The organism is Methylolobus aquaticus, from assembly GCF_054172105.1.
This window is the reverse complement of record NZ_JBSYXP010000008.1, coordinates 256,067-267,844: the sequence shown is the minus strand read 5'-3', so window position 1 is coordinate 267,844 and position 11,778 is coordinate 256,067. Positions and strand designations below refer to the sequence as shown.

At 64.8% G+C, this 11,778-nt stretch carries 14 protein-coding genes; 4 read left to right on the top strand and 10 right to left on the bottom strand.

What is annotated here, in order from left to right; translation table 11 throughout:
• Positions 1–63: 63 nt before the first annotated feature.
• Complete coding sequence (locus tag ACW73L_RS13130; RefSeq protein WP_498922604.1) at positions 64–261, bottom strand: type II toxin-antitoxin system RelE/ParE family toxin; 198 nt, start codon at positions 259–261, stop codon at positions 64–66.
• Complete coding sequence (locus tag ACW73L_RS13125) at positions 239–526, bottom strand: type II toxin-antitoxin system Phd/YefM family antitoxin (RefSeq protein ID WP_498922602.1); 288 nt, start codon at positions 524–526, stop codon at positions 239–241. The genes ACW73L_RS13130 and ACW73L_RS13125 overlap by 23 nt, the downstream gene beginning before the upstream one ends.
• A 250-nt stretch (positions 527–776) precedes the next feature.
• Here ACW73L_RS13125 and ACW73L_RS13120 point away from each other — a divergent pair, with 250 nt between their 5' ends.
• Positions 777–1,262 (top strand): DUF2127 domain-containing protein, encoded by a 486-nt coding sequence (locus ACW73L_RS13120; RefSeq protein WP_498922600.1) that lies wholly within the window; start codon positions 777–779, stop codon positions 1,260–1,262.
• A gap of 14 nt (positions 1,263–1,276) precedes the next feature.
• Here the strand turns inward: ACW73L_RS13120 and ACW73L_RS13115 are convergent, their stop codons facing one another.
• The 4 genes from ACW73L_RS13115 to ACW73L_RS13100 all read right to left on the bottom strand — a co-directional run bounded on the left by ACW73L_RS13115 (position 1,277) and on the right by ACW73L_RS13100 (position 5,388).
• A complete protein-coding gene (locus ACW73L_RS13115; RefSeq protein ID WP_498922598.1) occupies positions 1,277–2,668 on the bottom strand; it encodes a ribonuclease J in 1,392 nt (463 codons plus the stop codon).
• A 139-nt stretch (positions 2,669–2,807) separates the two neighbouring features.
• A complete protein-coding gene (locus tag ACW73L_RS13110; protein ID WP_498922597.1) occupies positions 2,808–3,551 on the bottom strand; it encodes an arginyltransferase in 744 nt (247 codons plus the stop codon).
• Complete coding sequence (aat, locus tag ACW73L_RS13105; protein ID WP_498922596.1) at positions 3,542–4,249, bottom strand: leucyl/phenylalanyl-tRNA--protein transferase; 708 nt, start codon at positions 4,247–4,249, stop codon at positions 3,542–3,544. The genes ACW73L_RS13110 and aat overlap by 10 nt, the downstream gene beginning before the upstream one ends.
• Positions 4,243–5,388: a GNAT family N-acetyltransferase gene (locus tag ACW73L_RS13100; protein WP_498922594.1), complete on the bottom strand. Its 1,146-nt coding sequence runs from the start codon at positions 5,386–5,388 to the stop codon at positions 4,243–4,245. Before ACW73L_RS13100 ends, aat begins: the two co-directional genes overlap by 7 nt.
• 90 nt (positions 5,389–5,478) lie before the next feature.
• Between ACW73L_RS13100 and ettA the strand changes: the two genes are divergently transcribed.
• The 3 genes from ettA (at position 5,479) to ACW73L_RS13085 (ending at position 8,668) form a co-directional block, all read left to right on the top strand.
• Positions 5,479–7,143: an energy-dependent translational throttle protein EttA gene (ettA, locus tag ACW73L_RS13095; RefSeq protein WP_498922593.1), complete on the top strand. Its 1,665-nt coding sequence runs from the start codon at positions 5,479–5,481 to the stop codon at positions 7,141–7,143.
• A gap of 28 nt (positions 7,144–7,171) precedes the next feature.
• Entirely contained in the window at positions 7,172–8,104 is a 933-nt protein-coding gene (locus tag ACW73L_RS13090; protein ID WP_498922591.1) for an ATP-binding protein, read from the top strand.
• Between the two features lie 66 nt (positions 8,105–8,170).
• Complete coding sequence (locus tag ACW73L_RS13085; RefSeq protein ID WP_498922590.1) at positions 8,171–8,668, top strand: hypothetical protein; 498 nt, start codon at positions 8,171–8,173, stop codon at positions 8,666–8,668.
• Between the two features lie 86 nt (positions 8,669–8,754).
• Here ACW73L_RS13085 and ACW73L_RS13080 read toward each other — a convergent pair whose 3' ends face one another.
• The 4 genes from ACW73L_RS13080 to queA form a co-directional block, all read right to left on the bottom strand.
• Positions 8,755–9,042, bottom strand: coding sequence for a YkgJ family cysteine cluster protein (locus ACW73L_RS13080; RefSeq protein ID WP_498922588.1), 288 nt, complete (start codon positions 9,040–9,042; stop codon positions 8,755–8,757).
• A complete protein-coding gene (locus ACW73L_RS13075) occupies positions 9,039–9,464 on the bottom strand; it encodes an HIT domain-containing protein (RefSeq protein ID WP_498922587.1) in 426 nt (141 codons plus the stop codon). Before ACW73L_RS13075 ends, ACW73L_RS13080 begins: the two co-directional genes overlap by 4 nt.
• Before the next feature lie 7 nt (positions 9,465–9,471).
• Positions 9,472–10,557 carry a lysylphosphatidylglycerol synthase transmembrane domain-containing protein gene (locus ACW73L_RS13070; protein WP_498922585.1) on the bottom strand — a complete coding sequence of 362 codons (1,086 nt, stop codon included), beginning with the start codon at positions 10,555–10,557 and terminating at the stop codon, positions 9,472–9,474.
• A gap of 122 nt (positions 10,558–10,679) precedes the next feature.
• A complete protein-coding gene (gene queA, locus ACW73L_RS13065) occupies positions 10,680–11,714 on the bottom strand; it encodes a tRNA preQ1(34) S-adenosylmethionine ribosyltransferase-isomerase QueA (protein ID WP_498922584.1) in 1,035 nt (344 codons plus the stop codon).
• Positions 11,715–11,778: the final 64 nt, after the last annotated feature.

The window sequence follows — 11,778 nt, the reverse complement described above, 5'->3', positions numbered from 1 at the left end:
GATACCGTATTTTACCCCGTCCAGAACGCCGGAGCCCCCGCCACACAACGCCTTCGGAGTTTTTCACCAGCCTGCTAAAAGTCGGATCTCAGGAATGTAAGGGAAGCGCTTGGGGAACCGTTCCAGGGCGCCGATCTGCTCTTCCCGACGCAGGATGAAGGCCGATGCCGCCTCGGGACTATCCTGCGCCATGTAGTCCCAGATGTCGAAAACATCCGCCTCGGCGGTTGCGGGAATCTCAGCCCGGGACGTTCTTTCCACCCTTGAACTCTCCCATGAACTCGCGTATCGGACGGGTATTACCGCTTTCGATATTGCGTTCGGCTGGCGTCAATAACTCGGCCATATTTCCCGCCCTCAGAAGCTCTACGTAAGCTCGGACATCCAGCAACACGGAATTGGCACGCCCGTTCACCGTCAGGATGACTGGCCTGCCCGTCGCATGAAGATGGTCGAGGATTTCGCGCGTATGGCGCTTCAGATCGGTGACGGAGCGGATATCTTCCGTAGGGCTGATCTGTGACACGGCTTTCCCCTATGGTGCTTAATTTCGCACCGAACTTAGCATTGCATTAGGCGATAGACAAGGTGCTTGGGAACGCTGTAGACGGGAGTTGGAGTCCCCCGCACACTGCCTGATCGGGTCCATGGCACACGGCAGCTGTCATCGGCATCAGATATTTGGGCACCAGACTGAAAACGTGTGCAGACAAACTGGACACAGTTACTGCAGAGCAGTACAACCCTAATTCCGACTACAGGCCACCTTCACCGCCATGGCCAGCTCAGCCCCTTCATCGCCCACAGACACACCCTCTATCGTCGGCGGTATCGCCCTGTTCGAAGCCTCGAAGGGCGCAGTGGTGTTCCTGGCGGGGTTTGGCGTCCTGTCGCTGCTGCACAAAGACGTGCAGGCAATAGCGGCGGAGTTGCTCACGCACTTTCACCTGAATCCCGCCAAGCACTATCCCGGCATCTTTCTCGATGCCGCGGAAAAGCTCACGGATGCACGCTTATGGACACTGGCGGCATTGGCCGCGGCCTACGGCACCGTCCGCTTCATCGAAGCCTATGGGCTGTGGCGGGAGCGGCGCTGGGCGGAATGGCTGGCCGCCGGCAGTGGCGGTCTTTACATCCCTTTCGAGATCAAAGAGATGACGCGGGGCTTCGCCTGGCTGTCGGTCGCCGAGCTGGTCATCAACGTGGCGATCGTCGGCGTGATGGTCGATGCCCTGCGGCACCAGCGGGCGGCGGGGCCCTGAACCGTGCGGTCGGCTCAGTGTGCGGTCCGGCGCATGCTGCGCAACACGTCGGCCGGCACCCGCGACAACTGACCGTCCGCCGCCACGCGAAGACGCCCGACATCCACCTGTCCCAGCACCTCCGGCCCCGTTTTCGCGAGCCGGCACACATCGCCGTTTTCGATCACGCAGGCCGTCGGCACATGGCAGTCGGTCGCAATCGCCGCATTGGCGGCCAGATGGCGCGGCGTCCCATGCACCGGGATCACGGCCGGCGGCCGCACCCAGTCGTAGAGTCGGCGCAGATCGGCTTCGGCGGGATGTCCCGAAACGTGGACGTGGGCGTCGGCGTCGGTCACGACCTCCACGCCGTGCTGCTTCAGGTGGGCCTGCAAGCGCTCCACCGAACGCTCGTTGCCGGGAATCATGCGGGACGAGAAGATCACGGTGTCGCGCGGGTCCAGCAGCAAATAGGGGTGGCGATCGGTCGCGATACGCGCCAGCGCGGACGTGGCTTCGCCCTGGCTGCCGGTGCACGCGGCCAGCACCTCGCCAGGTGGCAGGAACCCGAGATGGCGCGGGTCGACGAGATCGGGCAGATCGTCCGGCCAATAGCCGGCGCCGCGGGCAAAAGCGACCATCCGTTCCATGGCCGGGCCAATCACACCAAACCGGCGGCCGACACTCTCGGCCACCCGCGCCAGCGTGACCAGACGCGCGATGTTGCTCGAAAACGCGGTGACCAGCACCCGCCCCTGGGATTGTTCGGCCACTTCCCGCAGCGGAGCGAACAGCGAGGACTCGGAACCGGTGCTGCCGGGCACGACCGCATTGGTCGAATCACAGACGACGGCGAGTAGCGGCTCGCGCCGCAATGACAGCAGGCGTCGGTGGTCGTAGCGGCGGCCGATGACCGGATCGTCGTCAAGTTTCCAGTCGCCGGTGTGCAGCACCGCACCGCAGGCCGTCGTGATCAGCAGCGCGTTCGGTTCCGGGATCGAGTGCGTCATGCCGATGTATTCGACCGCGAACGGGCCGACCTCGAAGCGTTCGCCGAGTCCGATCTCGGTCACCGGTGCATCTTCGATGCCGGCCCGCGCCAGCTTGAAGCGCGCCAGGGCTGCGGTGAACGGCGTCGCATAGACCGGGCAGCGCAGCCGCCGCCACAGATAGGGCAGCGCGCCCAGATGGTCCTCGTGGGCATGGGTCAGCACGACACCCGCCAGGCGCTCGCGACGGTGCGCAATGAAAGCCGGATCGGCCATCATCACGTCGTAATCCGGAAAGTCGTCGCCCCCGAAGGTAATGCCGACATCCACCGCCAGCCACCAGCCGTCATGACCGTAGAGGTTCAGGTTCATGCCGATCTCGCCGGTACCCCCGAGGGGTACGAACAGGGTTTCATCCGAGGCAGGCGTCACGTGCATGAGATTCAAGCGTGCATTAGATTCGAGTCGCCCGAGGGCGATGGGAGCCTATCGGCTGGCCGCCATTCTGCCATCCTTTCGTGGCGCTGAGGCCATGGCGGCGGGTCCGCGGAAGGCACCGAGCCCTGCGAATCGCCCGTTACGAGTGCGATGCTTCCGCGAACGCCCGGCCCGTTGCCTCCGCGAGCGGAACCCACGACCCGCCTACCCGGCCTTCCAGGGGCCGGAAGCGGCGCTTGTAGTCCATCTTCCGACTGCCTTCGATCCAGTAACCGAGATAGCACCAGGCCAGATCCAGGGCCCGGCAGCGTTCGACCAGATACAACACGGCGTGAGTGCCCAACCCGCGCTGGTGCTCGTCGGGGTCGAAGAACGTGTAAACGGCTGACAGTCCTGCATGGACCCGGTCGGCCACCGACACCGCCAGCAACCGGCCTTGCCGCCGAAATTCGACGAAGACGGTGTCCTGCCAGTCGCAGCTCAGGAAGCCGAGATATTCGTCCGGACTCATGCCCGCCATGCCGCCATCGGCGTGACGGGACCGCTGATAGCGGAGGTAGAGACGATAATGTTCGTCGCGGAACTCCGCTTCGGTTTCGGCCACGGTCAGATCGGCGTTCCGGCGCCAGGTCCGACGCTGCGAGCGATCCGGCGCAAACGCCGCAACCGGGAGGCGAACCGGAATGCAGGCGGCACAGGCTTCGCAGTGGGGCCGGTAGACGTCGCCGCCGCTGCGGCGAAAGCCCTGGGCGACCAGCGCGCCATAGACCCCGGGAACCGCCGCCCAGGCAGGGTCGACCCAGGCCAGGCGCGCCACGCGGCCAGGCAGATACGGGCATGCATGGGGCGGACCGCAGCGAGCCGAAACAGTCGTCAGCGCCATGCGACGCGGCAGTCCTTCCAGGCAGACGGGTCGACCTTCGCGTCGCGATGCCGGCCCAGCAGCGTCACGAACTCGGCGCGGGCGATCTCCCGCGCGCCCAGGCTCATCAAATGCGGGGTATGCACCTGGCAGTCGATCAGGCGGTAGCCCCAGTGCGCCATCGCCGCACAGGCGAAAGCCAGGGCCGCCTTGGATGCGTTGTCGACGCGATGGAACATCGACTCGCCGAAGAACATCCGCCCGATCGCGACGCCATAGAGCCCGCCAACCAGTTCGTCCCCTTGCCAGGCTTCCACCGAATGGGCGTAGCCCTGCCGATGCATTTCCACGTAGGCGCGCTTCATTTCCGGTGTCAGCCAGGTGCCCTGAGCGTAGGCGCGCGGCTCGGAGCACGCGTGCAGCACAGCTTCAAAGGCGCGGTCGCAGCTGAACTGGAACTCCTCGCGCCGAAGGGACCGCCGCAACGTCCGCGACAGATTGAAACCTTCGGGTTCGAGGACGAGCCGCGGATTGGGCGACCACCAAAGAATCGGCTCGCCCACCGAGTACCACGGAAAAATGCCATGGCGGTAGGCGTTGACGAGGCGTCGCACCGAAAGACACCCGCCGATGGCCAGCAAGCCATTGGGATCCTCCAGCGCCGATTCGACCGGCGGAAACGGCTGGTTACGATCGTGCGGATTCAGCACCTTCAGCATCCCGCCTCCCGGCGATAAACGGAACGTCCAGCCAGTGCGGCCATGTAGGCGTCCACATCCTGGGCCTCGCGCTGCACGAAGCGCTGGATCCCGACCCGCAGTTCGGGATCGGCAATCCAGTGGTAGGACCAGGTCGGCCGCGGCATGAAACCGCGGCTGACCTTGTGCTCGCCCTGAGCACCGGGTTCGAATCGCCGCAGGCCCTGCTGAATGCAGTATTCGATGCCCTGGTAGTAGCACAGCTCGAAATGCAGCGCGGGCACCTCGTCCTCGGCACCCCAGTAGCGGCCGTACAAGGCGTCCGAGCCCACCAGAAAGAAGGCCGCGGCGACGATCTCGTCGCCCTTGCGCGCGACCGTCAACAGGACCTGAGCGCCCATGGCCTCCCCCAGCCCCGAGAAGAAGCCGCGTGTCAGCGCCGCATGATTGCCGTGCTTGTCGAAAGTGATCCGGTACAGCCGGTGAAACTGTCGCCAGTCGCCGTCGCTGACGCGATCGCCCGGAAGCCGCTCGATCGACAGCCCCGCCGCGGCGGCTTGCCGTCGCTCACGCCGGATCTCCTTGCGGCGCTTCGCGGTCAGCGTATCGAGAAAATCCTCGAAATCGCGATAGCCCGGGTTCTCCCAATGAAACTGGCAGCCCTTGCGGGCAAGCAGTTCGGGGTGCGCAGACAGCTCGGGGTCCGTCCCGAACAGCCAATGTGCCGAAGACAGGCCGAGCTTCCGGGCGGCAGCGAGGGCGGCGTCGATCAATGCCATAGCCGCGGTTTCGCGTGGGGCCTGCGCAGCGATCAGCAGCCGTGGGCCGTTGGCCGGCGTGAACGGCGACGCGATAACGGCCTTCGGGTAATACTTGAGACCGCAGCGCTCATGGGCATGAGCCCAGGACCAGTCGAACACGAATTCGCCGAACGAGTTGGCCTTCAGATACATCGGCAGCGCAGCAATCAGACGACCGTCATCCTCTTCGCAGACGAGATGACGAGGAAACCAGCCGACGTAACGGCCCAAACAATCGTGCGCTTCGAGCGCGTGCAGAAATTCGTGACGGAGAAACGGGTAAGGCTCAACCGACAGGGCATTCCAGACCTCCGGCGACAGCTCGTCGATACGGCTGAGCAGGCGCGTGTTCAGTGGCAACTCCGTTGATTCGAAAACGGTACGCGGTGCGCGGAGGGCGTCTGCCGTGAAATAATAACGGGTTTTCGAAACCCCATTCCTCGGCAAGCCATGGCCCAATACATCTATACCATGAATCGTGTCAGCAAGGTGGTCCCGCCCAAGCGGACCATCCTGCAGAACATCTCGCTGTCCTTCTATCCGGGCGCCAAGATCGGCGTGCTCGGCCTGAACGGCTCGGGCAAGTCCTCGTTGCTGCGCATCATGGCCGGCGAAGACGCGGATTTTGACGGCGAGGCACGGCCGCAGCCAGGCATCCGCATCGGCCACCTGCCCCAGGAACCGCGCCTGGACCCTGAGAAGACCGTGCGCGGCAACGTCGTCGAAGCCGTGGCCGAAGCGCAGGCGCTGCTGGACCGCTTCAACGAGATCAGCAACGCCTTCGCCGATCCCGACGCCGATTTCGATGCGCTGCTCGCCGAACAGGCGGAATTGCAGGAAAAGATCGACGCCGCCGGCGCCTGGGAGCTGGAACGCAAGCTGGAAATCGCGGCCGACGCCTTGCGCCTGCCTGACTGGGACGCGGACGTCACCAAGCTGTCCGGCGGCGAGAAGCGCCGCGTCGCACTGTGCCGCCTGCTGCTGTCCAATCCCGACATGCTGCTGCTCGACGAGCCCACCAACCACCTCGACGCTGAGTCGGTGTCGTGGCTGGAGCGCTTCCTGCACCAGTACCCCGGCACCGTCATCGCCGTCACCCACGACCGCTATTTCCTCGACAACGTCGCCGGCTGGATCCTCGAACTGGACCGCGGACAGGGCATCCCGTGGGAAGGCAACTACTCCTCGTGGCTGGACCAGAAGGAACGTCGCCTGGAGCAGGAAGAGAAAACCGAAAGCGCCCGGATGAAGGCGATGAAGTCGGAACTCGAATGGGTGCGGGCTAACCCCAAGGGGCGCCACGCCAAGAGCAAGGCCCGTCTGGCCCGCTTCGAGGAACTGTCCTCGGTCGAGATGCAGCAGCGCAACGAAACCCAGGAAATCTACATTCCGCCGGGGCCCCGCATGGGCAACATGGTGGTCGAGGTCGAGAACGTCCGGAAGGCCTTCGGCGACCGGTTGCTGGTCGACGATCTGAGCTTCCGGCTGCCGCCGGGCGGCATCGTCGGCATCATCGGCCCGAACGGGGCCGGCAAGACCACGCTGTTCCGCATGATCGCCGGCACCGAGAAGCCGGATTCCGGCACGATCAGGATCGGCGAAACGGTCAAGATCGGCCATGTCGATCAGATGCGCGACCATCTCGACGACAAGAAGACCGTCTGGGAGGAAATCTCCGACGGGCTGGACATGGTCACCGTCGGCACCTACCAGACGCCGTCGCGTTCCTATTGCGGCCGGTTCAACTTCAAGGGGCAGGACCAGCAGAAGCGCATCGGCGACCTGTCGGGCGGCGAGCGCAACCGCGTCCATCTGGCGAAGCTGTTGAAGAGCGGCGGCAACCTGCTGCTGCTAGACGAACCAACCAACGACCTCGACGTCGAAACCCTGCGCGCGCTTGAAGAAGCGTTGTTGGCCTTCCCCGGCTGCGCCGTGGTCATCTCGCATGATCGCTGGTTCCTGGACCGCATCGCGACGCACATGCTGGCCTTCGAGGGCGACAGCAAGGTGGTCTGGTTCGAGGGCAACTACGCCGACTACGAGGCGGACCGGAAGCGCCGCCTCGGTCAGGACGCCGACACGCCGCACCGGATCAAGTTTCGCAAACTGGCCTGACGGTCGGACAGGCGTGGGGGCAGAGCCGATGAGAAGGCGAGGCCGCAGCGACGAAGCCGAGCGACTGCTGCGGGTACTGGCGGCGGCAGAGCGATTGCTGGCGCGTATCGAGGACCGGCTCCCGCCGCCGGAAGCGCGTCGCTTTGCCTGGGACGGCTACATCGCGTTCCGCTGCCTCGCTACCGACGGCGGGATCGCGCTGAAGGGCATCCGGCATCCACACAGGATCGCGCTAGCCGACATCCGCTGCGTGGATGCCCAGAAACAGGAACTGGCCCGGAACACGCGCCAGTTCCTCGCCGGGCTGCCGGCCAACAATGCGCTGCTGTGGGGCTCGCGCGGGACGGGCAAATCCTCGCTGGTCAAGGCCCTGCTGCACGAATACAGCCCGCAGGGGCTGCGCTTGATCGAGGTCGACAAGGCGATGCTGACCCATTTGCCCGATATCATGGAGCAGCTGGAGGGCCGACCCGAGCGCTATATCCTGTATTGCGACGATCTGTCATTCGAGGCGGATGAGTCGGGTTACAAGACCCTGAAAGCCGTGCTCGACGGCTCGGTGAGCGTTCTCGGCGGCAACGTTCTGGTGTATGCGACCTCGAACCGTCGTCACCTGCTGCCCGAGTACCACCACGAGAACCTCGCCGCGCGCAGCGTCGACGGCGAGATCCATCATGGAGAAGCTGTAGAGGAAAAAATCTCGCTGTCGGAGCGCTTCGGGATCTGGCTGTCGTTCTACCCGTTCACCCAGGACGAGTACCTGGAGGTCGTGCGTCACTGGCTGGACAGGCTCGGCGGACCGAGCGGCGCATGGGATGAGGTTCGGGCGGAAGCCTTGCGTTGGGCCCTGCAGCGCGGATCGCGCAGCGGGCGTTCGGCCTGGCAGTTCGCCCGAGACTGGACTGGCCGGCAGGGGCTTCCATCAGGGGTGTACCCACCGTCGGCAGACTTGCAAGACTGATCTCACTCCGAGGCCCGCGCTGGCGGCTCACAAACGCTCACCCTGCGCTCATGGCATTAACAGCTTATGAAATCCATCTCCGCAAGCTCCTGCGCCTTCGCCTTACTGCTGGGCAATGGACCTTCACTGGCAACCGACACTGCCTGCCAACCGATCGTCGACGCCGGCACGGCCCAGTGGCGCGCACCGATGGTGCATGACCGCAAGGTTCTGAGCGATGGCTACACCTACGAAATCATCAAGCTGGGCGACATGCTCTACCTGAAGAACGGCGCGACCTGGCGCATGATGCCGTCTGCCATGGCCAAGATACTGACCGATCCGGCCAGCATCGAGAAAGCCGGCCAGGAAATGCGTGACTGCAGGCAGACGGGCACCGAAATGATCGGTCCCATGTCGACCGTGATTTACAGCTTTACGTCCACCCTCGCCAGCGCGCCGCGAGACTCCGGCACCAGCAGGATCTGGATCGGCAGCGACGGCCTGCCCTATCGCCAGGAGAGCAAGGAATTCAACGCGACAACGGTATACGCTGGCGTGACGGCGCCGGCGCTGGGGAAGTAAGGCCGGCCAGCCCTGCGCTCAAGGCGAGCACGTGATCGATGGAGAGGCCGTGACGCCCGAACGCCTGACGACGCCTGCTCCGCAGCTCAGGCGGTAGCCGATTCCAGCCAGGCCAGGTTCCGATAGGCCGTTTCATCGCGATCCCCGCACTGTTCCAGGCTGGCGCGAAAGCTGACGCAGATGGCCGGCCGCTCGGGCTGGCCGAACAGGAGGCAGCGATTATCCTCCGTCAACTGCACGCAACGCACGCCGGCCGGTTTCCCATGGGGCATGCCGGGGATGGCGCTGGAGATCGAGATGACGACGCAGCAGGCGCCGCAGCCTATGCGGCACGACACCGGGCTCGACCCGGCCAGCGGCACATCCACCGTCATGCAGACGCCTGCAGATCCGGCAGGTGGCGCAGGAAGGCCCGCAGCAACTCACCGACCTGTTCCGCGGGATAGGGTTCGCCCCGGTCGCGGCCCCAGACCGTGCCCGGCCAGGCCGGATCGCTGCGGTACCGCGCCACGTGGTGCACATGTAGCTGGGGCACGAGATTACCGATCGCCGCGATGTTGAGCTTGTCGGGCTTGAACAGGGTTAGCATCGCTTGCGCCACACTGGACGACTCGGCGATCAACACCTGCTGGTCAGCTTCCGACAGCTCGCAGATTTCCGCTATCCCGTTACGTTGCGGCACCAGGATCAGCCACGGATAGGTCCGGTCGTTCATCAGCAGCACCCGACACAGCGGGAGGGTGCCCAGCGTCAGGCAGTCGCCCGCCAGACGCGGATGCAGGGTGAAATCATTCATCGTTCCTTCAACGCACGTCGCGCCCGTAGACGCGGGTGATCCAGCGCGTCATGACCGGCACGCCGACGATCAGATAGGGGTAGTAGCCGATCAGGCGCCACAGGATGGCCACCGACAACGCGGTGCCCACCGGCAGCAGATCGCCGAACATCCACGAAAAGCCGAGTTCCGCGATGCCGGCGCTGCCGGGCGTCGGCGAGAGCACCATGAGCACCCAGAGCACGGCCTGGCGCGCAGATGCCAGCAAGAAGTCGAAGAAGCCGAGCGGCGCCGTGGCGAAGGCTCCGATCAGGCCGTTCAGGATCCAGTAGCGCGCCAGCCAGGCCAGCGAGGTCGCGGCCCACACCGCGAGCCAGAAGCGCAGGGGCCGCCGCCGGAGGTCGCCCGAGGCGACGAGCAGGTCGTTCGCCATGTGCAGGCCGCGGTCGCGCCATGGCGCTAGCCAGCGCAGCCCGAACAGCTTGGCAAGCCACCAGTGAATCAGGCGGGGCGCCACGAACAGCGCCGCGATCAGAAATAGCACATAGGCCAGCAGCGAGCCCCAGGCGCTCCAGAAGCCCGCGACCATGCCGGTGCCCAACAGGTCGGACTTGACCCGATACAGCGGTGCGAAGATGTCGTCCTGCGGCACGAAAAAACTGACGTACAACGGGATCGCGGTGTAGAACACCTGATCGAGGAAGATCGTCGTGAACACGATCGTCGTGGTCCGCCCTACGCTGAGCCCTTCCTTCAGCAGCATGAAAATCGCGACCGCCGTACCGCCGATGATCGACGGCGATACCGCCGCGAAGAAATTCCACAGCACGACGACCTGGAAGCAGCTGGCCCAGCTGAGATGGCGATCCGTCAACAGCCGCAATTGCCAGATGTAACCGAACTCGCGCAGCGGCACCATCGCCACCGAGAACGCGAGCCAGAAGTAGGTGCGCAAGTTCCAGTCGACCGCCGACCAGGCCTCCTCGAGTTGTTTGCCGCTCTTGGCGAACTCCCCGTAGAGCACGTAGCCGACGATGCCGAGCCCCAGCAGAATCGGAATCACGATGCGACCCGGGCTGAACTGGCGGAGCGCTTCGGGTGATTTTCGGTCCATGATGGCTAGGATTGTTCTCGGCGGCGGACAGGCGGGGCATGGCGGTCGCCGGGGCGCCCTTCCCGGGCTTGGCGCGAACCAGGAGGCCGTTACACGGAAGCCGGCGCGGGTGGCGATGCGGTTTATCGTCGGATCTTCGGCGTTACGAACATCGCGTCACCATAACTGAAGAACCGGTAGCGGGCATCGACCGCATGCCGATAGGCCGACATGGTCTCATGATATCCGGCCAGCGCACAGACCAGAGCCAGCAGCGTCGATTCGGGCAGATGGAAGTTCGTGATCAGCGCATCGACGCAGCGAAACGGAAAGCCGGGCTGAATGAGCAGATCGGTCGCCCCGCGATAGGCCCGCAGGTCGCCGTCGCGGGCCGCGGTCTCCAGCGAGCGCACGACGGTGGTGCCGACCGCGACGACACGCCCGCCCCGCTCCCGGGTCGCCCGCACCTGTTCGACGAGGCGCTCATTCACCTCACATTCCTCGCTGTGCATCGGATGGTCATTCAGATCGTCGACCCGCAAGGGCTGGAACGTGCCGCTGCCGACGTGCAGCGTCACGAAACCTTGCTGCACGCCGAGTTCGGTCAGGGTCCGCAACACCGCATCGTCAAAATGCAGGCCGGCAGTCGGCGCGGCAACGGCGCCGGGCCGGTGGCCATAGACCGTCTGGTAGCGCGTCGCATCGGCCGGTTGATCGGCGCGTTCGATGTACGGTGGCAAGGGAATATGGCCGATCGCATCGAGCACCTCGGACACCGTCTGGCCCGCCGCAAACTCGAGCAGGAACCGTTGATCCTCGCGCGCGACGACCTTGGCCGAGTGGCCTCCGTCGAGCAGGATCGTGAACTCGCTCCGCGGAATCTTGCTGGCGCGTAGCATCGCCAGCGCGCGCTGATCCGACAGGATCCGCTCCACCAGCACTTCAACCTGTCCCCCGGTCGGTTTGCGGCCGAACAGGCGCGCGCGGATCACCCGGGTGTCATTGAAGACCAGCAGGTCTTCGGGGCACAGCAAACTCGGGACATCGCGGAACATCCGGTCCTGCACGCTTCCGGTCGCGCCGTCCAGCACCAACAGGCGGCTGGCACTACGCTCGGACAAAGGCTCCTGGGCAATCAGGTGTTTGGGGAGTTCGTAATGGAGATCTCTTCTCCGCATGGCGGGTTTGAATGGTTATGGGCGATAGACAAGGCGCATCTGGCGCGCCGGGACTTAATTTTCT